Genomic DNA, 25,482 nt, shown 5'->3' on the forward strand with positions numbered 1-25,482 from the left:
CATGCCCGACGAGATCATCGCCCGACCCGGCCTGCGTGGCCGCCTCCGCCGCTTCCTGCCGCAGGCAGCGCCTTCGGCTGCCGCCTCGCCTGCGCCCAGCGCGGTGCGGCGCGGCGGCGAGCGGATCGACGCGCCGCTCGAGATCATCGATCCCGCGGTGCTGGAGCAGCGTCTCTACGCAGCACTGGACCGCGGCGACGCCCAGGCGCAGCGGGCGGAGATCCTGGCGGTGCTGCGCCAGGCGCTGGCGGACGGCCGTGCGGTGGTCCGCCGCCGCTTCGTCGACGAGGACGGGTCGGCCGATGCCTGCGTCAGCGAATCCGCCTATCTCATGGATGTGCTGATCGCGGGGCTGGCGGCGCTGACCGTGTCGCGGCTGTTCCCGGTGTCCAACCCGACGGTGGGCGAACGCTTCGCCATCGCCGCGATCGGCGGCTACGGCCGCGGCGAGCTGGCGCCGTTCTCCGACATCGACCTCCTGTTCCTGCTGCCCTACAAGCGCAACCCGCGGGTCGAGCAGGTGGTGGAGTACATGCTCTACCTCTTGTGGGACCTCGGGCTGAAGGTCGGCCACGCCGTGCGCTCGGTCGACGAATGCCTGCGCCTGGCCCGCAGCGACACCACCATCTGCACCAGCCTGATGGAGACCCGGCTGCTGTGGGGCGAGCCGTCCCTGTACGACACGCTGCGCAAGCGCTTCATCGAGGAGGTGGCGGCCGGCACCGGCGCCGCCTTCACCGAAGCCAAGCTGGGCGAACGCGACGCCCGCCACCGCCGCATGGGCGACAGCCGCTATGTGCTGGAGCCGAATGTGAAGGAGGGCAAGGGCGGCCTGCGTGACCTGCAGACCCTGTTCTGGATCGGCAAGTACCTCTACCAGGTCGATGGCGTCGAGGGGCTGGTGGCCAAGGGGGTGCTGACCGAGGAGGAGGCGCGGCACTTCCGCCGGTCGCAGAGCTTCCTGCGCGCCGTGCGCTGCCAGCTGCACTACCTGACCGGGCGGGCCGAGGACCGGCTGACCTTCGACCTGCAGCCGGAGATGGCACGCGTCGCCGGCTACACCGACCATGCCGGCGCCAAGGGCGTCGAGCGGCTGATGAAGCACTACTTCCTGGTGGCCAAGGAGGTCGGCAACCTCACCCGCATCTTCTGCGCGGCGCTGGAGGCGGAAAGCCAGCGGCGGCCGAAGCGCGGCCTGGCCTTCCTCGGCTTCGCGGCGCCCATGGTCGACGGGCTGCCGCTGGACGGCGACCGCATCAGCCTGGCCGGCGAGAAGCAGATCCGCGAGCACCCGGTCGACATCATCCGGCTGTTCCGGGTGGCGCAGCTGCGCGACCTCGACATCCATCCGGCGGCGCTGAAGCTGATCACCCGCAACATCGATCTCATCCCGGGCCTGCGCGAGGACCCGGAGGCGAACCGCATCTTCCTGGAGATCCTGACCGCGGAGCAGGACCCGGAGATCCCGCTGCGGCGCATGAACGAGGCCGGCGTGCTGGGCCGCTTCATCCCGGATTTCGGCCGCGTGGTGGCGCAGATGCAGTACGACATGTACCACACCTATACGGTGGACGAGCACACGCTGTTCGCGCTGGGCATCCTGCACCGGATCGAGACCGGCGAGGCGGCGGACACCCTGCCGCTGGCCACCCAGGTGATGCGCAAGACCGGGTCGCGCCGCGCCCTCTACGTCGCCCTGCTGTGCCACGACATCGCCAAGGGCCGCGGCGGCGACCATTCGGTGCTGGGCGCCCGCGTGGCGCGCAAGCTGGGCCCCCGCTTCGGCCTGACGCCGGAGGAGACCGAGACCGCGCAGTGGCTGGTGCGCTGGCACCTGCTGCTCAGCGACACTGCCTTCAAGCGCGACATCGAGGACGACAAGACGGTGCAGGACTTCGTCGCCGCGGTGGAAAGCCCGGAGCGGCTGCGGCTGCTGCTGGTGCTGACCGCGGCCGACATCAGCGCGGTCGGCCCCGGGCGCTGGACCGCCTGGAAGGCGACGCTCTTGTCCGAGCTCTACTACCGGGCCGAGGAGCGGCTGTCGGGCGCCGACGAGACGGTCGGGGCCGAGCGCCGGGTCGAGCTGGCCAAGGACCTGCTGCGCGAGGCGCTGGCGGATTGGCCGAAGGACACGGTCGAGCCCTATATCGCCAAGGTCAGCCGCGCCTATTGGCTGGCCTTCGACGGCGCCACCCAGGCCCGCCACGCCCGGCTGGTGCAGGCGGCGGACGCCAAGGCCGAGGCCACGCCGCTGGCCATCGACATCCGGGTCGACCAGCAGCGCACGGTGGCCGAGCTGACCATCCACACCGCCGACCATCCCGGCCTGTTCTCGCGCCTGGCCGGCGCCATCGCCGTGTCCGGCGGCAACATCGTCGAGGCCAAGATCTTCACCTTCGCCGACGGCATGGCGCTGGACACCTTCCTGGTCCAGGACGCGGTCGAGGGCGGCGCCTTCGACGCGCCGGAGCGGCTGGCCAAGGTCAAGGTCGCGATCGAACGCAGCCTGTCCGGCGAGATGAAGATGTCGGCCGAGCTGGAGCGGCGGCACCGCACCTATCCCAGGTTCAACGCGGTGTCGATCGCGCCGCGCGTGCTGGTCGACAACGAGGCCAGCCGCACCCACACGGTGATCGAGCTGAACGGCCGCGACCGGCCGGGCCTGCTGCACGCCGTCGGCCGGTCGCTGACCAATCTCGGCCTGCAGATCTCCTCGGCCAAGATCTCGACCTTCGGCGCCCGCGCGGTCGACGTGTTCTACGTCAAGGACGTGTTCGGGCTGAAGATCACCCATGAGGCCAAGCTGGCGCAGATCCGCAAGACCCTGACCGGGGTGGTGGCGGACCCGGTGGCCAAGCCGGTGGCGGCCGCGGTGAAGCGGCGCCCCCGCACCCGCCGGACCGCGGCATGACCTCATCCCCTGCGGCGGAGTCCCTTGCGGCGGAGCGCATCGCCGTCGTCGGCCTGGGCTATGTCGGGCTGCCGGTGGCGCTGGCCTTCGCCCGGTGCTACCCCGGCGCTGTCGGCTTCGACATCGATCCCGGCCGCGTCGCCGCGCTGCGCGAGGGCCGCGACATCACCGGCGAGGTCGAGGCGGCGGACCTGGCCGGCACCGGCCTGGCGATCACCGCCGACCCGGCGGTGCTGAAGGGCGCGACCTTCTTCGTCGCCACCGTGCCGACGCCGATCGATGCCGAGCGCCGGCCCGATTTCGGGCCGCTGCTGCGGGCCTGCGAGACCATCGGCCGGGCGCTGTCGCCCGGCGCCGTGGTGGTGTTCGAATCCACCGTCTATCCCGGCGCCACCGAGGAGGTGTGCGGCCCGGCTCTGGCCCGCGCCTCCGGCCTGCGGGCCGGCATCGACTTCGCCCTGGCCTATTCGCCGGAGCGGATCAACCCCGGCGACCGCGAGCACCGGCTGGAGAGCATCGTCAAGGTCGTCTCCGGCCAGGACGCGGCGACGCTGGAGCGCGTGGCGGCGGCCTATGGCGCCATCGTGCCGGCGGGCATCCACCGCGCGCCGTCGATCCGCGTCGCCGAGGCGGCGAAGGTGATCGAGAACACCCAGCGCGACCTCAACATCGCCCTGATGAACGAGCTGGCGATGATCTTCGACCGGCTCGGCCTGCGCACGGCCGAGGTGCTGGCCGCGTCCGGCACCAAATGGAATTTCCTGAAGTTCCAGCCCGGGCTGGTCGGCGGCCACTGCATCGGCGTCGACCCCTACTACCTCACGGCCAAGGCCGAGGCGGTGGGCTACCGGCCGGAGATGATCCTGGCCGGCCGCCGCATCAACGACCAGATGGGCGCCTTCCTCGCGGGCAAGCTGGTCAAGGTGCTGGCGCGCCAGGGCCGCACCATCCTGGGCGCCCGGGTCGGCATCCTCGGCCTGACCTTCAAGGAGAACGTGTCCGACCTGCGCAACAGCCGGGTGCCCGACATCGTCACCGAACTCGCGGGCTACGGCATCGAGCCGCTGGTCCACGATCCGCTGGCCGATCCGGACCGGGCGCGGCACGAATACGGCCTCACCCTGTCCGGCCTGGGCGCCTTCCGCGATCTCGACGCGCTGGTGCTGGCGGTGCCGCACCGGGCTTATATTGACCGACCGTTCGGTGAATTCTGGCCTTGCCTGCGCGACGGCGGCCTGGTCATGGATGTGAAATCCGCGTTGGATCCGGCGAGCGTGCCGTCCCGCCTCGCCTATTGGAGCCTGTAGATGCCCGCCCCGGTCGACCCGTCCCCTGAGTTCTCGGGCGCAGATCCCGTCCTCGTCACCGGGGCTGCCGGCTTCATCGGCTTCACCCTGGCGCGGCGGCTGCTCGCGGCCGGGCGCCGGGTGGTGGGGGTCGACAACCTCAGCCCCTATTACGACGTGCGGCTGAAGGAAGCGCGGCTGGCGGTGCTGGCCGAACAGCCGGGCTTCACCTTCCACCGCCTCGACATCGCCGACCGGCCCGGCATGGCCGACCTGTTCGCCCGGGAAAAGCCAGGCCTGGTGGCGCATCTCGCGGCCCAGGCCGGGGTGCGGCATTCGCTGACCCATCCCGAGACCTATGTCGACGCCAATGTGGTCGGCTTCCTCAACGTGCTGGAAGGCTGTCGCCACAACGGCGTGCGCCACCTGGTCTACGCCTCATCCAGCTCGGTCTACGGCGCCAACACGGCGATGCCGTTCTCGGTGCGGCAGAATGTCGACCATCCCCTCAGCCTCTACGCCGCGACCAAGAAGGCGAATGAGCTGATGGCGCATTGCTACGCCCATCTCTACCGGATGCCGGTCACCGGCCTGCGCTTCTTCACCGCCTACGGCCCCTGGGGCCGGCCCGACATGGCGATGTTCCTGTTCACCCGCGCCATCCTCGAGGGGCGGCCGATCGAGGTGTTCAACCACGGCCATATGCTGCGCGACTTCACCTATGTCGACGACCTGGTCGAAGGCGTCGCCCGGGTGCTGGACCGCGTGCCGGCGCCCGACCCGGCCTGGTCCGGCGACGCGCCGAACCCGGCCACCAGCACGGCGCCCTACCGGCTCTACAACATCGGCAACACCCGACCGGTGGCGTTGATGGACATGATCGGGGTGCTGGAAAAGGCGCTGGGCCGTGAGGCGCAGAAGATCTTCCGCGAGCTGCAGCCCGGCGACGTGCCCGAGACCTACGCCGATGTGGCGGAGCTGGAGGCGGCGATCGACTTCCACCCGACCACCCCGATCGAGATCGGCATCCCGCGCTTCGTGGAGTGGTACCGCAGCTTCTACGGCGGATAGGCGGAAGACTCGGATCAGGGCGGATCTCGGAGCAGTCCCCGCACATCGCTTCCATTGACCAAGATGCGATTCTCCGGATCGAGCACGATCTCGTAGTCCCGGGCGGCGCCGCCATCCGGCAGAGTGATCTGTCGTCCCAGGACTCGCAGCACGCTCAAGCCCTCGGTGATTTCGCGGCTTCGCAGTTGGTCCTTCAGCCTCTCCAACAGGTCGTCGAGGCCAGCCAGGCGCAGGTGCAACTGGCCGGTTAGCGTCCGTTCCGTCTCGCCGGCCGACCAGACCGCTCCGGTCAGATCGAGCAGGCTCTGGGGTGCGGTGAAGTGGAAGGTCTCGATGAGGATGCGGCTCGACGCCTCGTTGAGCAGTCGAACCGTATACTCGGGGGCCGCCTTGCCCGGCAGCATCGAGTTTGCCAGTAAGGCCCGCAGCGGCAGGCTCTGGAACGAGACCTCGATCGTTCCTTCGGCCGGCATCCATGCGGTGTATGGGGCCGACGGCTCGGCCGATATGCCTTGGCTTGCGATGCGCACAGTCAGATCGCCAGCCTCCTGGTCGAGGCCCGTGAATGTGGTGCGAAGCGTCAGATTGCCGATCCGGATCGTCCTGTCAGGGATCGACGTCTGCAATCCTTCGATCTTGACCTCGGCGTGGCCGTCGGTGCCCCAGCCGTCGAGGAGTTTTTCCTGAAAAGGTCGGACAACCCGGATGTCCTCGAACTTGCCCAGGAACATCCCGGACATGGGCCTGGGATAGTCCGCCAGCCCGGTAAGGCGCCTTACCAATGCGACCGAGGCGCCCGTAACGGTCGGGATGTCGGCCCCTTGCGCCCAGCTGTCGATGGCGATCAGGTCGGCCGTGATTGTGCCATAGTTGCCCTGGCCGGCGAAGGAGGCGCCTTCAAGGATATAGTGCTCGGTCAGGTCCGAACGACCGCTCGTCATGAGCTTGAAACTGTCGGTCAGGGTCAGGCGATTGATCGCGGCCACGCGGCTGTTGCCGGTACTGCCGACCGATACCCGTTCGAGAACGGTGTCTATCGACAGGCCACCCGCACCGTTGAGGTCAACCGAGCCTGTGGTCTGCCGGCGCTCGGCGGTGATGGGCCATGCCGAACCCCCTTCACCCTCCAGCCGGCACGTCGGCGGTGCGTCGGCGCCCAGAGCATAGGCACCATCTGCGGCCGGTGTCGCGTGCCACTGGTCCGGCTCGCAGGCGAGCATAAGCTCACCGGTCACGGGCGACAGGCTCGCGACCACTGCTGTCCGGAACCCAGGGGTTTGGATGCGGTATCCGTCGCCGTCGGGTTCGACTTGCCACTGGCCGATGATCTGGATGCCCGACAGCTTCGTCGCGAGATAGCGGGCTTCCGCCGATGTCAGCTTCTCCATCGGTGCCAGCCAGGCCTCAAACAGCGTTTTCAGCTTGGCGGCGCACTCCGCTGTGGCCTGGGCACAGGCTGGATCGCTCGCGCCGAACAGGAACACCAGGCCGCCGGCCAAGCTCAGCATCCGTCTCATCGTTCCGCTCCCCCATTTGCCGCCACTATGGCGGGCGGCTTCGGGCGGATAAAGCCGGATCGTCAGCCCCGGATCGCCGCCCGCCACGCGCCGGGCGGGCCGCCGAAGGCGGCGCGGAAATGCCGGGTCAGGTGGCTCGGGTGGGTGAAGCCGCAGGCGGCCGCGATGTCGGCCAGCGGCAGGTCGGTGGCGGCCAGCAGCCGGCGGGCGCGGTCCAGCCGCCGGGCCAGCACATAGGCATGCGGCGGCAGCCCGACCGAGGCGCGGAACATGCGGGCGAAATGGAACTCCGACAGCCCCGCCGCGGCCGCCAGCCGGCCCAGCGTCAGCGGCTGGTCCAGCGCCGTCTCGACGACGTCCAGCACCCGGCGGCGGACATGCGGGGCCAGGCCGCCGTCGAGGGCAGGGGAGGGGCGGCGGCGCAGCCGGCTGCCGGCGAGATGGGCCAGGATCTCGTGCCCGGTCTGGGTCGCGGCCAGCCGGTCGCCGGCATCGCTCCAGTCCAGCCCGGTGAAGCCGGCCATCAGGCGCGCCGCCTCGGGGTCGTCGAAGAAGGTCTCGTCCGGCAGCGCCGTCTCGCGGATGTCGGCGTCATGCACGGCGGCGCCGGCCGCGGCCAGGGCCCCGGTGTCGAAGTAGAAGTGCAGGAAGCGCATCGGCCGGCTCAGGATCCAGTGCGATTCATGCTCCGCCGGCAGCAGGCAGAACCGGCCGGGGCCGCCGAAGCGGTCGGGGAAGCCGATGCGCCGGGTGCCCTCGCCGCCCTCCAGATACAGGCTCAGTGTGTGGTGACCGGGCGCCTCGTAGCCGGTGGTGTCATGGGCGTTGCGCCACTGCGCCAGGGTGAAGCCATCGCCGATCTCGGCCGCGTGCTCCAGCACCGCGCGCGACGACGCCAGCACCGCGACCACGCCGTAGCGCGCCGCCAGCCGCCGCTGCAGCCCGGCCTCGACCCTGGGTCCATGCTCCATCATCGTGCCGTCAGCCTAGACCCGCGCCCCGCCCTGCGCCATGGCGGGGGCCGAAAGAGCGCAAGGATGTGCAAGCCGCGCCGACCCAGCCGGGCGCAGGGTGGCATCGAGAGTCCGGAACCCTGAGCGCCATCATGACCGCCGTTTTGTACCTGCTTGTCGTCCTGATCTGGGGCACCACCTGGATCGCCATCCACTACCAGATCGGCCCGGTGGCGGTGGAGCTGTCGATCCTCTACCGCTTCGCCCTGGCCACCGTGGTGATGTTCGCGCTGCTGCTGGTCACCCGCCGGTTCGAACGGCTGCGCGCCCGCGACCATCTGGTCTGCCTCGGCCAGGGGCTGGCGTTGTTCAGCGGCAATTTCCTGCTGATCTACCACGCCTCGGCCTGGGTCCCGAGCGGGCTGGTCGCCGTCGCCTTCTCCACCGGCAGCATCTGGACGGCGGTGTTCAGCTGGGTCGCGCTAGGCCAAAAGCTCAGCCCTCGCGTGATCGCCGGCGGGCTGGTGGGGCTGGCCGGGCTGTGGCTGCTGTTCGGCATCGACCCGGCGCGGCTCGACCTCGACACGCTGTACGGGCTGGGCCTGGCGCTGGCCGGCACCATGGGCTTCGCCTTCGGCAACGTGTTCGCGGTGATCCACCGCCGGCGCGGCCTGACGCCCTGGACCACCACGGCCTGGGGCATGCTGTACGGCACGCTGATCCTGGTCGCCGTGGTGCTGGCCGAAGGGCTGCCCTGGCGCTTCGATCCGGCGCCGGCCTATGTCGGCGCCCTGCTCTACCTCGCCATCCCCGGCTCGGTGGTCGCCTTCCTGGCCTATCTGACCCTGGTCGGCCGCATCGGCGCGGACAAGGCGGCCTATTCCAGCGTGCTGTTCCCGTTGGTGGCGCTGAACGCCTCGGCCCTGCTCGAGGGCTATGTCTGGACCGCGGCGGCGGTGGCCGGGGTGGCGCTGGTGCTGCTCGGCAACCTGCTGGTCTTCGCCCGGCTGCCGGGACGCCGCAACGGCGGCGCGGCGCCGGCGGTCAAGGTGGGCGCGTAGCGCGGTCACAGGCCGCTGGGCGGGCCTTCATCCTCATACTGCGGCAGCGTCTCGTCGATCACGTGCCAGGGGATGCGGGTGCCGACCCAGGCATGCTGGCGCGGGCGCAGCGCCGTCGGGTCGTCCAGCGTCGCCAGGGCGATGCCCATGGTCTTGCCCTCGGGCTCGAAGCCCTCGAAGGCCAGCGGTGAGCCGCAGTCGGCGCAGAACCAGCGCCGCCCGATCGGGGAGGAGCGGAAGCCGCGCGGCTGGCCCTTGGTCCAGCGGAAGCCGCCGATCGGGCCGGTCGCCCAGGCCACGGCCGGGCTGCCGGTGGCCTTCTGGCACATCCGGCAGTGGCAGTAGTCGACCGACTCCAGCGGCCCGTCGATGTGGTAGCGCACCGCGCCGCACAGGCAGCCGCCCTCCAGCGGGAACAGGCTCATGGCCGGCCGATCACCATCGGGCGGGGCGCTGGGCGGCTGCGGCGCCGGCCGATCGGCAGCGGCGGCAGGGGCTCGGCCGCGGCGCGCAGCTCCGCCGGCAGCGTCGGGCTGCGGCGCGGCGGTGCGAAGACGGTGAGATAGGCGTCGAGCAGACGGTGGAACATGGTCGCCTCCTGGGCTTGACCCCGACTCTGTCGCGAACGGTGCTCCGGCACAAACGCCGTTCCCTTGCAGGATCTGTCAGGAAAAGTTACAGGTGGGCATGCGCCCACTGCCGCCGCTCAACGCCGTCCGTGCCTTCGAGGCTGCCGCCCGCCGCGGCAGCTTCACCGCGGCCGCAACCGAACTCGGCGTCAGCCATGCCGCGATCAGCCGCCATGTCCGCGGGCTCGAGGCCCGGCTGGGCGTGCCGCTGCTGCTGCGCGAGGGCCGCGGCCTGGTGCTGACCGAGGCGGGCCAGGCCTTCGCCGCGGTGGTCGCCGACGCCTTCGACCGGCTGTCCCAGGGCATGGTCGCGATCTCGGCCGAATCCGGGCGCGGCCGCATGCGGCTGTCGGTCGAACCGGCCTTTGCCGGGCGCTGGCTGGTGCCGCGGCTGGGCGAGTTCCGGCAGACCCATCCCGGCATCGACATCGAGCTCGACCCCACCAACCGGCTGGTGGATTTCCGGGCCGACCAGACCGACCTGGCGATCCGCTACGGCCGCGGCACCTGGCCCGGGCTGGTGGCCGAGCGGCTGGTGCATGTCATGGACTATCCGGTCTGCGCCCCCGACCTGGCGGCATCCCTGGCCCGGCCGCAAGACCTGCGCGGCCAGACCCTGCTGCATGACGAAAGCGCGCAGACCTGGGCGCTGTGGCTGGACGCCGCCGGCATCGCCGGCATCGACGCCACAAGAGGGCCGCGCTTCCACGACGTGGCCCTGGCGCTCGACGCCGCCATGGCCGGGCAGGGCATCGCCATGGGCGACGACGTGCTGTGCGCCCGCGACATCGCCGCCGGCCGGCTGGTGCGGCTGTTCGACGTCACGGTGCCGCGCAGCTGGTACTGGCTGGTGATGGCGGAAGGCCGCCGCCTGTCGCCGGCCGCGGGCGCGTTCCGGTCCTGGCTGCTGTCCTGCTTCCCGCCGGTCGGGGAGTAATGTGGGTTAAGTCGTCTTGATCGGCGACGCGGCCGAGGCGACGGTGCCGGCCGGGGTGGCGCCCTGCGCCACCGGCGCCTGCCGCACCGTCTCGCGATGCAGGATGTACAGGCCGCTGGCGATGACGATGGCGCAGCCGATCAGCATGGTCGTATCAGGCACGTCCTGCCACAGCAGGTAGCCGGACAGCACGCCCCAGATCATCTGGGTGTATTGGAACGGCGCCACCACCGCCGCCGGCGCCTGGCGGTAGGCGTTGGTGACGAACAGATAGGCGCTGCCGCCCAGCATGCCGCCGATCGCGATCGGCAGCAGATCGTTCAGCGCCGGCATCACCCCGCCGAACACCAGGATCATCAGCCCGGTGGCGATCGCCGTGGCCGCGCTGGCGTAGAAGCCGAAGGTGATGCGGTTCTCGGTGGCGATGAAGCGGCGCAGCAGCAGGAAGCCCAGCGCGTTGGCGACGGCGGAGAACAGGGCGCCCAGAATCGCCGGGTTGGCCATGCCGGCGCCCGGGCGCAGCATCACCATCACCCCGATGAAGCCGACGCCGACCGCGCTCCAGCGCCGCCAGCCGACCGATTCGCCGAGGATCGGCACCGACAGGGCGGTGATCAGCAGCGGCGCACAGAACAGGATGGCGTAGACGTCGGCGATCGGCATCACCGAATAGGCGTGGAAGCAGGTGAAGGAGCCGATCAGCGCCAGCGCCGCGCGGACGCCGTGCAGCCAGGACCGCCTGGTCTTCAGCTGGCCGAAGCCGCCGGTCAGCTGGGCATAGGCCAGCATCGGCACCAGCCCGAAGGCGGCGTTGAAGAAGATCACCTGATAGAGGGGATAGCCCGCGCTCAGCCACTTCACCGCCGTGTCCATGCAGGTGTAGAGGGCGAAGCCGAGGCAGGCAAAGCCGATGCCCGCCGAAACGGAGCTGCGGGAGGGGGCGAGGGCGACGGTCATGGGGGCGGCGGCCGGGTAGAGCGACCTCGAGGCCGCGATCCCCAGCCTACGTCGGGCGACTCGGCGGCGCCATTGCAGGCCTCGCATCGCCAGCCGGCGATCCGCGCAGGTCTCGCCGCCCGAATTCCGCCGCGAAGGCTTGGCACCCGGCCCTATTGCGCCGGGGGCAGGCCCAGCGTGGCGCGCGGCACCAGCAGATAGGCCCGGCCCTCGGCGTTCATGGCGCTGGCCAGGGCGCCGGCGTCGTGGCCCTCGCCCCAATACAGGTCGCCGCGGATCGGGCCGCGGATGGCGCCGCCGATGTCCTGCGCCAGCACCAGCCGGCGCAGCGTCCGGTTCGGCACCGTCGGGTCATCCTCGATGTCGAGCCAGACCGGGGTGCCGAGCGAGATGTAGTCGTTGTCCACCGCCAGGCTGCGCCCCGCCGTCAGCGGCACGTCATGGGCCCCGACCACGTCCGCCGCCGCCTTCTCGCGGAAATAGACGTAGCTCGGGTTCTGGTTCATCAGCCATTGGGCGCGGTCGGGATTGGCCAGCATCCAGTTGCGGATGTAGCCCATCGACATCTCGTCCAGCGTGGCGACGCCGGAATCGACCAGCACCCGGCCGACCGCCTTGTAGCGCTGGCCGTTCTGGCCGTCGAACTTCAGCCCGATGACGCTGCCGTCGGTCAGCCGCACCTTGCCCGACCCCTGGATCTCCAGGAAGAAGGCGTCGATCGGGTCGTCGACCCAGACGATCTCGTAGCCGCGGCCCTCCAGGGCGCCGCGGGCGATCTCGGCGCGGCTGTGGCGGCGGTCGCGGTCGCGCGACGGGGTGCGGTACAACGGCGTCTGGAACACGCCGCCGCGCACCCGGCTGCCGTTCAGCTCCGGCGCGAAATAGCCGGTGAAGCGGCCGTACTGGCCGCGGTCCAGGCCGGTCAGCGCGACCGGGGTGAACCAGCTTTCGAAGAAATGGCGGATCTGGGCGCGGTCGCGCCCGGTCTGGCGGTTGGCGGCGTCGCAGATCGGCCGCCAATCCTCGACCGGCCCCTCGATGCCGTTGTAGTTCAGCCGCGTGCCCGCCGGCTTGCCGGCATAGACGCTGCAGGTGTTCCACACCGCGGGCATGGCCGCGGCCAGGTCGTCCTCGTCCCAGCCCGGCAGGTGCTGGAAGTCGGTGGCGACGCCGCCGGTGCCGCCGCCGGCCGGCGACCTGGCGGGGCCGGCGCAGGCGGCCAGGATCGGCCCCAGGATCGCCAGCAGGATCCCGGTCTTCGCAGCGTGCCGCATCTAGACCTTGCCCCCGTCCGGATCCTGTTCGTCTTCGTTGCCGCCGCCTTCGATGCCCCCGCCTTCGATGCGGTGGCCGTCATGCGCCCGGGCGCCGCGGTCCTCGGCATCGGCGTCGCGCCGCTTCTCCGCGCCGGTCCGGCCGAAGCGGATGCGGTTCTCCTGCGCCTGCGCCTCCTTGCCGGCGCGGGCCTTGGCCTTGCGCGCCTGCCGCAGATTGATCACATCCCCCATCGGCAGCGCGCCCCATTCCGATCATCCCCGGCCGACCATTCCCGGGCCCCGGCGGCACCCCTTGCGCCCACCGCGTCGCAATCGACACTATCGGAAACCGTGGCGTGGCATAAGATCGGCCTTCGCTGCCGATCGATTCATTGGTTTTGTATTGTGACTCCGACAGGTGATTTCCGATCATGGGCCGGAGTCGCACCACCAGACGACGCTTGGGCGCCGTGAAGAAATTCGCCTTCGGTCTCCTTCTTGTCCTCGTTCTGCTCGTCGCCGCGATCCTCGTGGTGCCCGGCCAGATCGACTGGACCCCCTATCGCGGGCGCATCGCCGATGAAATCGGCGCGCTGACCGGCCGTGCCGTCGTGATCGACGGGCCGGTCGCGTTCGAGATGCTGCCGATGCCGCGCCTGTCGGCCGGCGACATCCGCGTCGCCAGCATCCCCGGCGCCGAGGTGCCCGACCTCCTGACCGCAACCGGCGTCGACCTGCGGGTCGCGCTGTTCCCGCTGCTGCTCGGCCGGATCGAGGTCGAAGGCGTCACCTTCCAGAAGCCCAGCGTGGCATTGGAGACGCTGCCGGACGGCCGCCATTCCTGGGACGGGCTGGGCGACGGCATCGGCCATCGCGTCGGCGCGGTCCGCGCCTCGATCATCCAGGGTTCGATCCTGTGGCTCGACCGCCGCAGCGGCCGCCAGATCGGCATCGACACGGCGGATGCGCGGCTGGTCGCCGCCGGGCCGGGCGCGCCGGTGTCGATCACCGGCACCGGCGTGCTGGCCGGCATCCCGATGACGCTCGACCTGGCGCTGCAGCCGCGCTCGCCGCTCGGCGCCCTGCCGGTGACGGCGACGGTCGGTCTCGATGCCACCGAGGCGCGGATCGGCGGGCTGCTGCGGCCCGAGGGCGGTCTGCAGGGCGACATCTCGGTGGTGGGCAAGGACCTCGACGCCAGTCTGGCGCGGCTCGGCGTCAAGCTGCCGGCCTCGTCGTCCCGGCCCGGCGTCTTCGCCCTGCGCGGCACGGTGCTGACCACCGCCGACCCGGCGGGCGCCGACCGCATCGAACTGACCCAGCTGACCGCCGATCTTGGCGACATGCGCGCCGCCGGCGGCCTGACGGTGATCCTCGGCGCCGCGCCCCGGGTCGAGGCGACGCTCGGCTTCAACCGGCTGGCGCTGGCCGACTGGGTCGGCGACGCCGATCCGGCGACGCTGGGCACCCGCCTGCTCCAGGCGCTGTCGCGCAAGCTCTCGGTGCCGGTGACCGGCACGCTCGACCTGTCCGTCGCGGCCCTGGCGGTGCGCGACGGGCTGGTCCGCGACCTCCGGCTGCAGGCGACGCTGGATGCCGCGCGGCTCACCCTGACCCGCTTCGCCTTCGGCCTGCCGGGCGGCGGCTCGGCGGCGCTGTCCGGCGCCATCCGGCTCGACGGCGACCGGCCGGCGGCGGAGCAGCTGATGGTCCAGGCCGCGGCCGACGACCTGCGCGGCGCGCTCGCCTGGGCCGGGATCGATCCCGGCCCGGTGCCGGCCACGGCGCTGCGTCGTGCCAGGGTCGCCGCCACCCTGTCCGGCGACGTCGCCAATTTGAGGGTCACCGGGCTGGACGCCGATCTCGACGGCAACCGCCTGACCGGCGCCCTGACCTATGTCGGCGGCGAGCGGCCGGGCGTCGGCGCCAGGCTGACGCTGAACCGCATCGACCTCGACGCCTATCGCCCGGCGGGGGCGCCGCGGCTGCTCGACCTGCTGCGCTCCGACGCGGCGCTACGCGACCGCATCCTGGGCGTGCTCGGCGGCATCGACGTCAATCTCGACACCACCGTCGACGCCGCCACGGTCGACGGCACCGGCTTCAATGCGCTGCGGCTGGAAGCCACTTTGGCCCAGGGGGCCCTGACCATCCACAGCGGCCGGGTCGGCGGCCCGGGCGGGACCAGCCTGACGCTCAACGGCGCCATCGGGACGCTGGCCACGCTCGGCGATGTCGACCTCCAGGCCCAGCTGCAGGCGGAAGACCCGGCGGCGGTGATCCGCGCCCTGCGCCTCGGCGGCCGGCTGCCGCCGCCTCCGGCAGGCCCACTCGCGGCCTCGCTGCGGCTGCGTGGCGATCCGGCCGCGCTGTCGGTCGACGGCACGGTCGAGGCCCTGGGCGGCACCGTGGCGCTGGGCGGCACCCTGTCCGACCTGGCGGCGGCGCCGCATGCCGCACTGGGCGTGCGCGTCACCCATTCCGACCTGCCGGCACTGCTGCGGCGCTTCGGCGAGGGCGATGCGGTGGCGCCCGATCTCGGCGCGGTCGACCTCTACGCCGATGCCGACTGGGCCGGCGGTCGCCTGCTGCTCGACAACCTGCAGGGCACGCTGGGCCCGGTCTCGCTGGGCGGCAGGGCCGAGCTGACCATGGGCGCGGCCCGGCCCCGGCTGGCGGTGTCGCTGCGCACCACGGCGCTGCCGCTCGACCGGCTGTTCGGCGCCGCCGGATCGGCCGGCGACGTCGTCGGCCAATGGTCGGCGCGGACCTTCGACCTCAGCGGCCTCGCCCGGATCGACGGCACCCTGGATCTCGACGCGGCGGCGATCTCGCTCGGCGGCTGGACCCTGGACCAGCCCGCGCTGCACGCCGGGCTCGACCAGGGGGCGCTGACGCTGGACCGGCTGTCGGCCGGGGTCGCCGGCGGGCGGCTCGGCGGCAGCGGGCGGGTCGATCTCGCCGGGATGCCGCGCTGGGCGGTGCACGCCGATGTGGTCGATGCCGATCTCGCCGCGGTGCTGAAGCAGTCGGCCGGCCCGGCCGGGATCGCCGGCAAGCTCGATCTCGGCTTCGATGCGGCGGCCACAGGCAACAGCGTCGCCGGCATCGTCTACGGCCTGTCCGGCAAGGGGCTGATCGCGATCCGCGACGCCACCCTGACCGATCTCGACCTCGCCGCCGTGGACCGGCTGCTGGCCGATCCCGGACTGCCGGGGGCATTCCTCGACGGGCTCCGCGCCGCCCTGTCCGGCGGCAGCACCGCGATCCCGGCGACCAACGCCACCTTCACCATCGCCGACGGCATGGTGGCCGCGACCGATCTGCGCCTGGTCACCGACGTGGCGGTGGGGACGGGGGGCTTCACCCTCGACCTGCCGCGCTGGCGGCTCGACCTCGGGGTCGATTTCGGCTTCCACGCCCATCCGGACGTGCCGCCGGTGGGGCTGCGCTTCGACGGCACCCCCTCGGCCCCGGTGCGCCGGCTCGAGACCCGGACGCTGCAGGACTGGGTCGCAGCCAAGGCGGCGGCCAAAGCGGCCGAGGGCGTCAACCCGCCGGAGCCGCCGCCGCCCTGATCAGCCGGCGAAATGCGCCGCCGGCAGGCCGTGCCCGGCGCCGGCGATCTCGAACAGGCCGCCCGCCTGCGGATGCTGGCGCAGCGCCGCCTCGGACATCCCGGACCGGGCGGTGGTGACGTACAGCGTGGTCAGCCCCGGTCCGCCGAAGGTGCAGCTGGTGACATGCGGCGCCGGGATGGCGATGGCGCGGTCCAGCGTGCCGTCCGGCCGGAAGCGGCTGACCCGCGCGCCGCCCCAATGCGCCACCCACAGATGGCCGTCGCGGTCGACCGTCATGCCGTCGGGCACGCCATCGCTGCCGTCGTCGGGGAACAGGATGAAGGGCCGGCGGTTGGCGATGGCGCCGCTGGCGAGGTCGAGGTCGTAGGCATAGACCACCCGGCGCTCCGAATCCGTATGGTACAGGATGCGGCCGTCGGGCGAGAAGGCGGGGCCGTTGGTGACGATGTAGCCGTCATCCATGCGGTGCCAGCGATGGTCCGGGTCCAGGCGGTACAGGGCGCCGGTCGATTCGACGCAGTCGAAATCCATGGTCCCGGCCCACAGCCGGCCGGCGGGATCGACCTTGCCGTCGTTGAAGCGGTTGCCGGGCCGGTCCGGCTCCGGGTCGCCGATCGGCGTGACGCTGCCGGCGTCGAGGTCGATGAGGTGAAAGCCGGAGCGCATCCCGGCCACCAGCCCGCCGCGGCGGCGCGGGGCGATGCAGCCGATCGGCTCCGGCATCGGCCACACCGTCCGGGTTCCGGTCGCCGGGTCCCAGCGGAAGATGCAGGGCGCCAGGATGTCGAGCCAATACAGCGCCTGCTCCTCGGCCGACCACAGCGCCCCTTCGCCCAGTGTCGCCCCGGCCTCCCAGATGCACACCGCGTCCTGCGTCATCGCCCATCCCCCTCGCGTCGGGCCCGCCCGATCGCGCGGCCCGGTGTCATCCCTGGTCGGGACCGTGGTCAGAAATGCCCCGGCGTCCAGTCCGGCGCATCGGCGCCGGCCGCTTTGCGCAGCGCCTCCAGCAGCGCCGCCGAGGGCCGGCGCGTGACCGGCAGCTTCTGGCTGCGCTGGAAGCCGCCGATGGCGTCGCCGGTCTTGCGGCCCATCCTGCCGTCGGCCGCCCCCGGGTCGTAGTTCATCATTCCCAGCAGCTGCTGGATCTCCTTGAGCTGGCTGTCGGTCGCCGGCTGGTCCGGCGCGGCGGGGGCCGCAGGCGCGGCGGGCTGGGCCGGCACTGCCGCCACCCGCCGGGGCGGGGCGCCGGGCGCGGTCGCCGTGCTCTCGGGCACCGGGGTCTCCGGCTCCGCCGCGGGTTCCGCGGCAGGCCGGGGGGCCGCCGCTTTTCGGGCCGGGGCCACGGACGCAGCCGCCGTGCTGTCGGGCCGCACCGGTTCTGCTGCCGGCGCAGCCGCGGCTGCCGCAACGGCGGGCGGCGCTGGCGGCTTGGCGCGGGGCGCTGGCGCGGCGGGCGGCGGTGCCGTGGTCACAGGCGCCTGGGCGGCCGGTGCCGGGGCGTCGGCGGCCAGCGATGGGGCCGATCCGGCCGATCCCGGCGGTGCCAGCTGCGCTGCCAGCGCCCCCAGGGCCTGGTCCGCCTGGGCAGCGGCCGGGGAGGTGTCGGCCGGGGCCACCGCCGCGATGCCGGGGGCGGCCGGCGCCACGGTGACGAAGCCGGTGCGCGGCGCCGCCGCCTGCTCCTGCAGCCGGGCCAGCGCCGCCTTGGCGTCCTCGCTGCCGGCATCGGCGGCGACGCGGTACCAGCCGGCGGCGGCGCGCGGGTCTGGCGCGCCGGTGGCGCCCGTTTCGTACAGCCGGCCCATGTTGTAGGCACCGCGGGCGTTGCCGTTGGCACTGGCCTGGCGGAACCATTTCAGCGCCTCGGCCGGGTCGGCGGCCACGCCGGTGCCGTTCAGATAGGCCAGGCCGAGCGCGTTTTCGGCATCGGGATGGCCGGCCTCCGCCGCCTTGCGGAAGCGTTCGGTCGCCGCGGCCGAATCCTGCGGCACGCCCAGGCCCCGCTCCAGCAGAACGCCGAGATTGTAGGTGGCGTTGGCGACGCCCTGGTCGGACGCGCGGCGATACCAGTAGGCGGCATGCTCGAAGCTGCGCGGCACCTGGACGCCGACCGCGTAGAAGGTGCCGAGGTCATGCTCCGAATTCGCATCCCCCGCGATCGCCTTGCGGGCCAGGGTGCGCAGTTCCGCCGAGGCGGTGTCGGGCAGTGGCGCCTGGGCCGCCGGATCGTCGGCCACGGCCGCGGCGCCGGGTGCCGCAGCCGGTGGGGGAGTGGTCGCGGGCTCGTCGTCGGGCGTCGTCGAACCCTGTGCCGTGTCCGGCTCGGTCTTGGCCGGCGTGGCGGCTGGCGCGGGGGTCACTTCCTGCTGCGCCGTCGTGATGGTCGCGGCGGCGACCGGCGGTTCGGCCGGAAGAGACGGGGCTGCCGGAGTGGGCATGCCAGCCTGGGGTGCCGCTGCGGTCTCGGTCGTTGCCGGACCTGGCGGCGCGTCGGCGGCGGGTGCAGGTGCGGGAGTGTCGATCGACGGCGCCTCCTTCGCCGCAGGCTGTGGGGCGGCCGGCGCCTGCTGCGCCGCGACCGACTTGGTCTCGGCGGCCGACGGCTTGGTCGACGGTGCCGGGCTGAGCGGTCCGCGTTGGCCGAAGCCATCGGCGGCCAGCCAGCCGGCGCCGAGCAACGCGATCACGATTGCGACCGCCCAGCCGGTGAACCCGCCGCGGCGGCGCGGCGGCGCCGCGGCCTCCGCCAGCCTCTCGTTCATCGCGCCGATCTCGCCCCGCGCGGTCGCCAGCTCCTGCTGCAGCCGCACGACGCTGTCGCTCAGGGACTTCAGCCGGGCTTCGTCCGGCGTCTCGGGTGCCTGCTGCGCTGGGAAATGCAGGGGATCATCTGGGGGCCGCTCGCCGCTCATGCCGTGACCTGCCTCGATCGTTGCCGTGACTCGTGCCGCCCCCGCATATGGGACTAGTCTTCTATTATGCCGAGGGCGGGTCGGCAACGCGCGGTTGCGGTGCCGGATCGGCTGAGCTATCTATCGCGGCCGATTGGGGCGTCGCCAAGTGGTAAGGCAACGGGTTTTGATCCCGTCATTCCTAGGTTCGAATCCTAGCGCCCCAGCCAGCTCCCTTTTCTCCCAGCAGATCGCCGGCCCGGCGCCGGGCCCCTCATCCGCAATCCCTCGGGAACCTGCGGGCATGCTTGGTCGTTGGTGCTTCAGGAGGAACGGATGATGCTCGCAATTCTCTGCGGCGGTGTCGTTCTCGCCGCCGTCTACGGCCTCGCCCTGTGCCGCGCCGCCTGGCGCGACGAGGAGGGGATGCAGCCGACCCAAGTTTCGCATCGCTGGGTGGTCCAGCCGCGCCGCTGGAGCGTCCTGGCGCCCACCCGCCAGACGGTGGAAATCAGATCGTCGCGGCCGCGTCGGCACGGGGCGCCCTACCAGTTCTGATCAGTCGATGGTGATCAGGTCGCCGTCTGCTGTGCCCTTGGCCAGGCGCCGGGCGTGCAGCCGGGCCAGCGGGTCGTCGGGATGGGCGGTCGCCAGCGCTGCGAACATCTCGCCGGCCGCAGCCTCGTTCCGGCACATCGCCGCATGGGCCGCCGCATAGGCTGCGGCCGGCGCGGTGCACAGCACCTCCGGAAACACCGTCTCCAGCGGCGTGCTCAGGCCGCGCAGCAGCAGCCGCCCGATCGGCCGGAACACCTGGCCGGGGCAGGCGGCGGCGGTGGCCGTCGCGATGCACAGCGGCGTGCCCAGCCGCTTGTTGGCATGCTCCAGCCGGGCCGCCATGTTCACCACATCGCTGTAGGCGGTGTAGTCGAAATGGTGCTTGCTGCCGAAATTGCCGACCACGGCGCCGCCGGTGCTGACGCCGATCCGGGTGTCGCCGAACGGCATGCCCTCGGCCCGGCGGGCGGCGGCGAATTCGCTGGTGAAGCGATGCACCGCCAGGGCGCAGCCGACGGCGCGGGCGGCGTGGTCGGGCTGGTCCAGCGGCGCGTTGAACATCGCGTGCAAGGCGTCGCCGACCATCTTGTCGATGGTGCCGCCGGCCGCCAGCACGCAGTCGCAGACACCGTCGAAATAGGCGTTCAGGGTGCCGACCAGCAGGTCCGGCCGCACCGCCTCGCTCAGCGCGGTGAAGTTGGCGATGTCGGTGAACAGGAACGACATCTCCCGCCATTCGCCGCCCAGCCGCAGCCGTTCCGGATGCTCGGCCAGCCGGGCCACCAGGGTGGGGGCCAGATACTGGCCGAAGGCGGCGCGGATGCTGCGGCGTTCGCTCTCGACCCGCCACTGCGCCGTCGCCGCCACCGCGCCATGGGTCAGCAGCAGGCCGAGTGCCGGCAGCGTCGGGTCGAGCAGCAGCCCCGCCCGGCTGAAGGCCAGGAAGGCGCCGACGGCGATGCCGGCGGCGGCCAGCGCCACCAGCCCGGCCGCGACCAGCGCGGGCAGGCGCCGCCATGACGCGATCAGGCCGAGGCCCAGCACCAGCAGCAACGTCCCCTCCAGCCCCACCGCCCATGCCGGCCGCGTCAGATAGCGGCCGAGCAGCATCTGCTCCAGGATCTCCGCATGGGCGGTGACACCGGCGATGCGGTCGTGCAGCGGGGTCAGCACGGTGTCGCCGAACCCTGCCGCGGTCACGCCGATCAGCACGACCCGGCCGCGCACCGCGGCGGCGACCGTGGCGTCCGGCGTGGCGGGGTCGAGCATCTGCCAGGCCGGCACCTCGCGGGCCGGCGCGTCGGGCGCGAAATGCAGCCAGATCCGGCCGTCCGGCGCCACCGGCACGATCGCGGTGCCGACCCGGACCACCTCCAGCCCCATCGCCGCGGTCGATGCCCGCAGGGTGATGGTCTTGGCGTCCTGGGCGACCCGCAGGGCCTCGACCGCCAGCGACGGGATCGGGGTATCGCCCAGCAGGGCGACCACCGGCAGCCGCCGCAGCACCTCGTCGCGGCCGGACGGGGCGCCGATGCTGCCATTGCCCCAGGCCGCCTCCTCGAACATCGGCAGGCTCGGCACCGCGCCGGCGAAATGGTCGAGCTGGGCGCGGACCGGGCCGATCTCGGCGAAGCTGGCGGTGATGCGCGGCGCCCGGCCCGGCATGTCGCTGATGGCGAAGGCGACGACGCTGGGCGCCTGGGCCAGCGCCGCGGCGAAGTCGCGGTCGGGGTCCGGCAGGCCGGCGGTCAGCGCCGCCAGCGTGGCCGGGTCGGCGTGCCCGGCCAGCAGCTCGGCAATCCGGGCGGGGGCGGACCGGTCGGGTTCGGCCAGGACCAGGTCCAGGGCGATCGCCGCGGCCCCGGCCTGGCCGAGCCGCTCGACCAGCCGGGCCAGGCGGTCGCGCGGCCAGGGCCACTGGCCGACCCGGCGCAGCGACTCCTCGTCGATCGCGACGACGCGGACCGGCACATCCGGGTCGTAGGGCCGCGGCGCCATCCGCTGGAACAGGTCGAAGCTCTGCAGCCGCAGCGCCTCCAGGGGCGCGGGGTCGGCGACGCGCAGGGCCAGCAGCCCGGCCAGGACCACGAGGCCCGGCAGGACCGGGCCGAGGCGCCGCCACAAGGCGCGCATCAGGTCACGGCGCTCCCATGTCGGCGATGTCGGCCAGCGCGTCGCGGTCGCGGATCCCCAGCGCGCCGTCCTCGCGGGTCAGCAGCCCGTCGGCGACCCAGCGGCCGAGCTGCAGGTTGACCTTCTCCCGGCTCGCCCCGATCAGCTGGCCGAGATCGCGCTGCGACAGCGACAGCGGCAGCAGCATCTGGCCGGCGCCGGAGCGGGTGCCGTGGGTCTCGGACAGCGCCAGCAGCAGCCGGGCCAGCCGCGACGGCAGGGCCAGCAGGGCCACGCCCTCCAGCTGGTCGCTGGTGCGCCGCAGCCGGGCGGACAGCAGTTCCAGCAGGCGGATGCAGGCCTCGGGCGAATCCCGCAGCACCGGCACCATGTCGCGGCGCTCGAGGATCAGCAGCCGGCAGTCGCCGAAGGCGACGGCGTCGGCGCTGCGGCCGCGGCCGTCCAGCAGGGACATCTCGCCGAAGATCTCGCCCGGCTCCAGGATGGCCAGCAGGATCTCGCGGCCCTGCGGCGAGGTCAGCCGCAGCGCCACCCGGCCGGCGACGACGATCATCAGGCTGGTGCTGTCGTCGCCGCGCAGGAAGATGGTGCCGCCATCGTCGCAGTTGCGCTCGCTCAGATGCGCGGCCAGGGCATCGCGCTGCGCCGGCGGAAACGCAGCGAAGAACGGGGTTTCGGACAGTAAACGACGCTTTTCCGCCGGCTGAACGCTGACCACTCGGGCTCTCCTGGCATCGCTGCGCCAGGATAGGGGCTCGCCGCCGCGACGGGAAGGCCGGTTGCGCGGTGCGATGACGGGCGTCACACTCCGCGCCCTGATTATGCCCGATCATCTCGTTTCGAAAGGAGACTGGGATGACACCGATATCAAGAGTCCTCGCGCTCGGCCTGGCCTGCCTGCTGCTGCCGTTCGCCGCGGCGGCGGCCGAGGACCGGTCCAAGGTCGGATCGGTCGACCGGCTGGAGCCGGCGGCCGGGGCGCAGTACCAGGGCCAGGACCGGCTGCTCGACCCGGCCTCGCCGGTGTTCCGCGACGACCTGCTGTGGACCGGGCCGCAGTCGCGTCTGCAGGTCCGGCTCGACGATGGCACCGAGCTGACGCTGGGGCCGGCGGCGCGGCTGGTGGTCGACCGCTTCGCCTATGGCGGGGACAGTGGCGGCGGCGCGCAGCTGGCGCTGCGCCGCCTGCAGGGCGCCTTCCTGTTCGTCGGCGGCGGCATCGAATCCGTGCCCGGCCGGCGCCTGTCGATCGAAACCGGAGTCGCCACGCTGGGGGTGCGCGGCACCCGCTTCTTCGCCGGCCCGATCGACGGCGCCTTCGGCGTCTTCGTCTTCGCCGGCGCGGTCGACGTCACCACCGATGGCGGCACGGTCTCGCTCGGGCCGGGCGACGGCACCATGGTCACCACCCGCAAGGCGCCGCCGGACGTGGTCAAGCGCTGGCCGGCCGCCAAGATCCAGCGGGCGCTCGACATCATCAACTTCCGCTGAGGGCGGCGGGCGGCGCAAATCGAGGCGATGTCTGGGCCGGGCCCGGGCGTCGCCGGCGGGACGCGGCCTACAGCCCGAGTTCGCGCTTGATCTCGGCCAGGGTGGCGCAGGCCTTGTCCGGATCCTTGGCGCTGATCGACGGGATCGACTGGATCTTGGCGGAGATGGCGGCCAGCTTGTCCTCGGGCAGCGACCCGTCGCGCACCTTCGACCCCCAGGCGGCGACCACCGCTGCGGATTCGGCGTTGACGTCGCAGACGGCCGCCAGCGCCGGCGCGGCGGCGAAGGTGATAAGGCCGGCGATCAGGACGAGGCGGAGCATTTCCCACTCTCAAGGTCGTATGGCAGCCGGTCGGCTGCAGCCGAGGTATCGCCCGGCAGCATGGCGACATCAAGGCGATCGCCCTTCCGGCGCCGTCGCGGTTGCGCTATGAAGCCCAATTCCCAGGTGGTGGAGTTGCAGGACATGGCCGAGAATCCCAGCTTCCGGAAGGACTTCCCGGTCTCCTGGGAGGAGTTGCACCGCAACGCCCGCGCCCTGGCCTGGCGCCTGGCCGAGCTGGGGCCGTGGAAGGGCATCGTCGCCATCACCCGCGGCGGGCTGGTGCCGGCCGCGATCCTGGCGCGCGAACTCGACGTCCGGCTGATCGACACGGTCTGCGTCTCGACCTACGACCACCAGGACAAGCGGGAATCCAAGCTCCTGAAGGCGCCGATCGAGGGCGACGGCGAAGGCTGGCTGATCGTCGACGACCTGGTCGACACCGGCCGCACCGCGCGCGTGGTGCGCGACCTGCTGCCGAAGGCGCATTTCGCCACGGTCTACGCCAAGCCGGCCGGGCGGCCGCTGGTCGACACCTTCATCACCGAGGTCAGCCAGGACACCTGGATCTTCTTCCCCTGGGACATCGAATACCGCTACGCCGAGCCGATCGCCGAGATCCGCCAGAAGCGCTGAAGCGAGACCTCCATGCCGATCCATTTCGAGGCGTCTGAGCTGGCGGATCGCCGCCGCCGCGTCTGTGCCGAAATCGCCGCCCGCGGCCTCGACGGCCTGCTGGTGTTCCGGCAGGAGTCGCTGTACTGGCTGACCGGCTACGACACCTTCGGCTATGTCTACTTCCAGTGCCTGTGGCTGAGCGTGGACGGGCGGATGACGCTGCTGACCCGCTCCGCCGACGAGCGGCAGGCGTACTTCACCTCGGTGATCGAGGATGTGCGCGTCTGGGTCGACCGGGCGGGGTCCGAGCCGGCGGACGACCTGCTGGCGATTCTGGACGAATACCAGGTCCGCGACGGCAAGGTCGGGGTCGAATGGGACGCCTATGGCCTGACCGCGGCGCTGGGTTTCCGGCTGAAGGCCAAGCTCGACGGCTACGCTGCGCATGAGGATGCCTCCGACCTCGTCTCGCGCTTCCGGATGGTCAAGAGCCCGGCCGAGCTGGTCTACGTCCGCGAGGCGGCGAAGCTGGCCGACGCCGCCTACCAGGCCGCGGTCGACCTGACCGCGCCGGGCGCCTTCGAAGGCGACATCCTGGCGGCGATGCAGGGCGCGGTGTGGCGCGGCGGCGGCGACGACCCGGCCAATGAGTTCATCATCGGCTCGGGCCCCGGCGCGCTGATGTGCCGGTACTTCACCGGCCGTCGTCACCTCTCGGCCGAAGACCAGCTGACGCTCGAATTCGCCGGTACCTACCGGCACTACCACGCCTGCCTGATGCGCACCCTGCTGGTCGGCAAGGCGTCGCCGGAGCACAGGGCGATGCACAAGGCGGCGGTGGACGCGCTGGAGGCGGCGAAGGCCGCGCTGCGGCCGGGCAGGCCGCTAGGCGACGTGTTCGACGCCCATGCCCGGGTGGCGGATGCCGCCGGGCTGCGCCATGCCCGGCTGAACGCCTGCGGCTATGCGCTCGGCACCACCTTCGCGCCGAACTGGATGGACGCGCCCAGCCTGTCGATGTTCTTCCACGGCAACCCGACGCTGGCGGAGCCCGGGATGGTGTTCTTCATCCACATCATCCTCTACGACAGCGACCGCGGCCTGGCCATGACCTCGGGCCAGACCGTGCTGGTCACCGACACCGGCTGCGAGGCCCTGACCCTGGCGCCGACCGACCTCGTCGTCGCCTGAGCCGCGCCGTCATCGGCACTGGAATGAGATGGGCCGGGGCCGCCCCCCTCACCCGGAAATCCCCAGGGATTTCCGGCCTCTCCCCAAGGAGAGGTGAATCGGCGCCGCGCTCCATA

The 25,482-nt window shown here is 72.2% G+C and carries 22 protein-coding genes and 1 tRNA gene; 11 read left to right on the top strand and 12 right to left on the bottom strand.

Features of this window, described 5'->3' with window-relative positions:
- Position 1: 1 nt before the first annotated feature.
- Genes E9232_RS25365 through E9232_RS25375 form a run of 3 tightly spaced genes read left to right on the top strand, consistent with a single transcriptional unit; the run spans position 2 to position 5,268 of the window.
- Positions 2–2,911 carry a [protein-PII] uridylyltransferase gene (locus tag E9232_RS25365; RefSeq protein WP_309798779.1) on the top strand — a complete coding sequence of 970 codons (2,910 nt, stop codon included), beginning with the start codon at positions 2–4 and terminating at the stop codon, positions 2,909–2,911.
- Positions 2,908–4,218, top strand: coding sequence for a nucleotide sugar dehydrogenase (locus E9232_RS25370; protein ID WP_309798782.1), 1,311 nt, complete (start codon positions 2,908–2,910; stop codon positions 4,216–4,218). Before E9232_RS25365 ends, E9232_RS25370 begins: the two co-directional genes overlap by 4 nt.
- Positions 4,219–5,268 carry an NAD-dependent epimerase gene (locus E9232_RS25375; RefSeq protein WP_309798783.1) on the top strand — a complete coding sequence of 350 codons (1,050 nt, stop codon included), beginning with the start codon at positions 4,219–4,221 and terminating at the stop codon, positions 5,266–5,268.
- Between the two features lie 14 nt (positions 5,269–5,282).
- Here E9232_RS25375 and E9232_RS25380 read toward each other — a convergent pair whose 3' ends face one another.
- Together E9232_RS25380 and E9232_RS25385 are read right to left on the bottom strand one after the other, a co-directional pair.
- Positions 5,283–6,785 carry a ricin-type beta-trefoil lectin domain protein gene (locus E9232_RS25380; protein ID WP_309798785.1) on the bottom strand — a complete coding sequence of 501 codons (1,503 nt, stop codon included), beginning with the start codon at positions 6,783–6,785 and terminating at the stop codon, positions 5,283–5,285.
- A 62-nt stretch (positions 6,786–6,847) separates the two neighbouring features.
- Complete coding sequence (locus E9232_RS25385) at positions 6,848–7,759, bottom strand: AraC family transcriptional regulator (protein ID WP_309798787.1); 912 nt, start codon at positions 7,757–7,759, stop codon at positions 6,848–6,850.
- A 131-nt stretch (positions 7,760–7,890) separates the two neighbouring features.
- On the opposite strand from E9232_RS25385, the gene E9232_RS25390 reads away from it, so the two are divergent.
- The gene (locus E9232_RS25390) at positions 7,891–8,799 is read left to right on the top strand and encodes a DMT family transporter (RefSeq protein WP_309798789.1); all 909 of its coding nucleotides are present in this window, start codon (positions 7,891–7,893) and stop codon (positions 8,797–8,799) included.
- 5 nt (positions 8,800–8,804) lie between these two features.
- On the opposite strand, the gene E9232_RS25395 is transcribed toward E9232_RS25390, so the two are convergent.
- The gene (locus E9232_RS25395) at positions 8,805–9,224 is read right to left on the bottom strand and encodes a GFA family protein (RefSeq protein ID WP_309798791.1); all 420 of its coding nucleotides are present in this window, start codon (positions 9,222–9,224) and stop codon (positions 8,805–8,807) included.
- Positions 9,221–9,388 carry a hypothetical protein gene (locus E9232_RS25400; protein ID WP_309798793.1) on the bottom strand — a complete coding sequence of 56 codons (168 nt, stop codon included), beginning with the start codon at positions 9,386–9,388 and terminating at the stop codon, positions 9,221–9,223. Before E9232_RS25400 ends, E9232_RS25395 begins: the two co-directional genes overlap by 4 nt.
- Positions 9,389–9,486: 98 nt before the next feature.
- Here E9232_RS25400 and gcvA point away from each other — a divergent pair, with 98 nt between their 5' ends.
- Positions 9,487–10,365, top strand: a complete 879-nt coding sequence (gene gcvA / locus E9232_RS25405; RefSeq protein WP_309799088.1) for a transcriptional regulator GcvA — start codon at positions 9,487–9,489, stop codon at positions 10,363–10,365.
- A 6-nt stretch (positions 10,366–10,371) separates the two neighbouring features.
- Here gcvA and E9232_RS25410 read toward each other — a convergent pair whose 3' ends face one another.
- From E9232_RS25410 to E9232_RS25420, 3 genes are all read right to left on the bottom strand, one after another.
- Positions 10,372–11,322, bottom strand: a complete 951-nt coding sequence (locus E9232_RS25410) for a DMT family transporter (protein WP_309798795.1) — start codon at positions 11,320–11,322, stop codon at positions 10,372–10,374.
- A 152-nt stretch (positions 11,323–11,474) separates the two neighbouring features.
- On the bottom strand, positions 11,475–12,596 hold the full coding sequence (gene mltA / locus E9232_RS25415; RefSeq protein WP_309798797.1) for a murein transglycosylase A: 1,122 nt from the start codon (positions 12,594–12,596) through the stop codon (positions 11,475–11,477).
- A complete protein-coding gene (locus E9232_RS25420) occupies positions 12,597–12,830 on the bottom strand; it encodes a DUF4169 family protein (protein WP_309798798.1) in 234 nt (77 codons plus the stop codon). It abuts the gene before it with no gap.
- A gap of 218 nt (positions 12,831–13,048) precedes the next feature.
- On the opposite strand from E9232_RS25420, the gene E9232_RS25425 reads away from it, so the two are divergent.
- The gene (locus E9232_RS25425) at positions 13,049–16,156 is read left to right on the top strand and encodes an AsmA family protein (protein WP_309798800.1); all 3,108 of its coding nucleotides are present in this window, start codon (positions 13,049–13,051) and stop codon (positions 16,154–16,156) included.
- Here the strand turns inward: E9232_RS25425 and E9232_RS25430 are convergent, their stop codons facing one another.
- Both E9232_RS25430 and E9232_RS25435 read right to left on the bottom strand, forming a co-directional pair.
- Entirely contained in the window at positions 16,157–17,038 is an 882-nt protein-coding gene (locus E9232_RS25430; RefSeq protein ID WP_309798801.1) for an SMP-30/gluconolactonase/LRE family protein, read from the bottom strand. It lies immediately after the preceding gene.
- A gap of 68 nt (positions 17,039–17,106) precedes the next feature.
- Complete coding sequence (locus tag E9232_RS25435) at positions 17,107–19,074, bottom strand: peptidoglycan-binding protein (RefSeq protein ID WP_309798803.1); 1,968 nt, start codon at positions 19,072–19,074, stop codon at positions 17,107–17,109.
- Positions 19,075–19,208: 134 nt separating this feature from the next.
- Between E9232_RS25435 and E9232_RS25440 the strand changes: the two genes are divergently transcribed.
- Positions 19,209–19,283, top strand: a tRNA-Gln gene (locus E9232_RS25440).
- Positions 19,284–19,389: 106 nt separating this feature from the next.
- The gene (locus E9232_RS25445) at positions 19,390–19,611 is read left to right on the top strand and encodes a hypothetical protein (RefSeq protein WP_309798804.1); all 222 of its coding nucleotides are present in this window, start codon (positions 19,390–19,392) and stop codon (positions 19,609–19,611) included.
- On the opposite strand, the gene E9232_RS25450 is transcribed toward E9232_RS25445, so the two are convergent.
- A complete protein-coding gene (locus E9232_RS25450; RefSeq protein ID WP_309798806.1) occupies positions 19,612–21,744 on the bottom strand; it encodes a CHASE2 domain-containing protein in 2,133 nt (710 codons plus the stop codon).
- Positions 21,745–21,748: 4 nt separating this feature from the next.
- Positions 21,749–22,462: a Crp/Fnr family transcriptional regulator gene (locus tag E9232_RS25455; protein WP_309798807.1), complete on the bottom strand. Its 714-nt coding sequence runs from the start codon at positions 22,460–22,462 to the stop codon at positions 21,749–21,751.
- A gap of 137 nt (positions 22,463–22,599) precedes the next feature.
- On the opposite strand from E9232_RS25455, the gene E9232_RS25460 reads away from it, so the two are divergent.
- Positions 22,600–23,235, top strand: a complete 636-nt coding sequence (locus tag E9232_RS25460; RefSeq protein WP_309798809.1) for a FecR family protein — start codon at positions 22,600–22,602, stop codon at positions 23,233–23,235.
- A 67-nt stretch (positions 23,236–23,302) separates the two neighbouring features.
- On the opposite strand, the gene E9232_RS25465 is transcribed toward E9232_RS25460, so the two are convergent.
- On the bottom strand, positions 23,303–23,557 hold the full coding sequence (locus E9232_RS25465) for a hypothetical protein (protein WP_309798811.1): 255 nt from the start codon (positions 23,555–23,557) through the stop codon (positions 23,303–23,305).
- Positions 23,558–23,701: 144 nt separating this feature from the next.
- On the opposite strand from E9232_RS25465, the gene gpt reads away from it, so the two are divergent.
- Together gpt and E9232_RS25475 are read left to right on the top strand one after the other, a co-directional pair.
- Positions 23,702–24,193, top strand: a complete 492-nt coding sequence (gpt, locus tag E9232_RS25470; RefSeq protein WP_309799089.1) for a xanthine phosphoribosyltransferase — start codon at positions 23,702–23,704, stop codon at positions 24,191–24,193.
- A 12-nt stretch (positions 24,194–24,205) separates the two neighbouring features.
- The gene (locus E9232_RS25475; protein ID WP_309798813.1) at positions 24,206–25,366 is read left to right on the top strand and encodes a M24 family metallopeptidase; all 1,161 of its coding nucleotides are present in this window, start codon (positions 24,206–24,208) and stop codon (positions 25,364–25,366) included.
- The last annotated feature ends 116 nt before the right edge of the window (positions 25,367–25,482 follow it).

This window comes from Inquilinus ginsengisoli, assembly GCF_031453975.1.
Classification (GTDB): domain Bacteria; phylum Pseudomonadota; class Alphaproteobacteria; order DSM-16000; family Inquilinaceae; genus Inquilinus; species Inquilinus ginsengisoli_A.

Bases quoted from the DNA above. Each gene is read 5' to 3' on its own strand.
- E9232_RS25365 (WP_309798779.1), top strand. From the start codon at position 2: ATGCCCGACGAGATCATCGCCCGACCCGGCCTGCGTGGCCGCCTCCGC.
- E9232_RS25370 (WP_309798782.1), top strand. From the start codon at position 2,908: ATGACCTCATCCCCTGCGGCGGAGTCCCTTGCGGCGGAGCGCATCGCC.
- E9232_RS25375 (WP_309798783.1), top strand. From the start codon at position 4,219: ATGCCCGCCCCGGTCGACCCGTCCCCTGAGTTCTCGGGCGCAGATCCC.
- E9232_RS25380 (WP_309798785.1), bottom strand. From the start codon at position 6,785: ATGAGACGGATGCTGAGCTTGGCCGGCGGCCTGGTGTTCCTGTTCGGC.
- E9232_RS25385 (WP_309798787.1), bottom strand. From the start codon at position 7,759: ATGATGGAGCATGGACCCAGGGTCGAGGCCGGGCTGCAGCGGCGGCTG.
- E9232_RS25390 (WP_309798789.1), top strand. From the start codon at position 7,891: ATGACCGCCGTTTTGTACCTGCTTGTCGTCCTGATCTGGGGCACCACC.
- E9232_RS25395 (WP_309798791.1), bottom strand. From the start codon at position 9,224: ATGAGCCTGTTCCCGCTGGAGGGCGGCTGCCTGTGCGGCGCGGTGCGC.
- E9232_RS25400 (WP_309798793.1), bottom strand. From the start codon at position 9,388: ATGTTCCACCGTCTGCTCGACGCCTATCTCACCGTCTTCGCACCGCCG.
- gcvA (WP_309799088.1), top strand. From the start codon at position 9,487: ATGCGCCCACTGCCGCCGCTCAACGCCGTCCGTGCCTTCGAGGCTGCC.
- E9232_RS25410 (WP_309798795.1), bottom strand. From the start codon at position 11,322: ATGACCGTCGCCCTCGCCCCCTCCCGCAGCTCCGTTTCGGCGGGCATC.
- mltA (WP_309798797.1), bottom strand. From the start codon at position 12,596: ATGCGGCACGCTGCGAAGACCGGGATCCTGCTGGCGATCCTGGGGCCG.
- E9232_RS25420 (WP_309798798.1), bottom strand. From the start codon at position 12,830: ATGGGGGATGTGATCAATCTGCGGCAGGCGCGCAAGGCCAAGGCCCGC.
- E9232_RS25430 (WP_309798801.1), bottom strand. From the start codon at position 17,038: ATGACGCAGGACGCGGTGTGCATCTGGGAGGCCGGGGCGACACTGGGC.
- E9232_RS25435 (WP_309798803.1), bottom strand. From the start codon at position 19,074: ATGAGCGGCGAGCGGCCCCCAGATGATCCCCTGCATTTCCCAGCGCAG.
- E9232_RS25445 (WP_309798804.1), top strand. From the start codon at position 19,390: ATGATGCTCGCAATTCTCTGCGGCGGTGTCGTTCTCGCCGCCGTCTAC.
- E9232_RS25450 (WP_309798806.1), bottom strand. From the start codon at position 21,744: ATGCGCGCCTTGTGGCGGCGCCTCGGCCCGGTCCTGCCGGGCCTCGTG.
- E9232_RS25460 (WP_309798809.1), top strand. From the start codon at position 22,600: ATGACACCGATATCAAGAGTCCTCGCGCTCGGCCTGGCCTGCCTGCTG.
- E9232_RS25465 (WP_309798811.1), bottom strand. From the start codon at position 23,557: ATGCTCCGCCTCGTCCTGATCGCCGGCCTTATCACCTTCGCCGCCGCG.
- gpt (WP_309799089.1), top strand. From the start codon at position 23,702: ATGGCCGAGAATCCCAGCTTCCGGAAGGACTTCCCGGTCTCCTGGGAG.
- E9232_RS25475 (WP_309798813.1), top strand. From the start codon at position 24,206: ATGCCGATCCATTTCGAGGCGTCTGAGCTGGCGGATCGCCGCCGCCGC.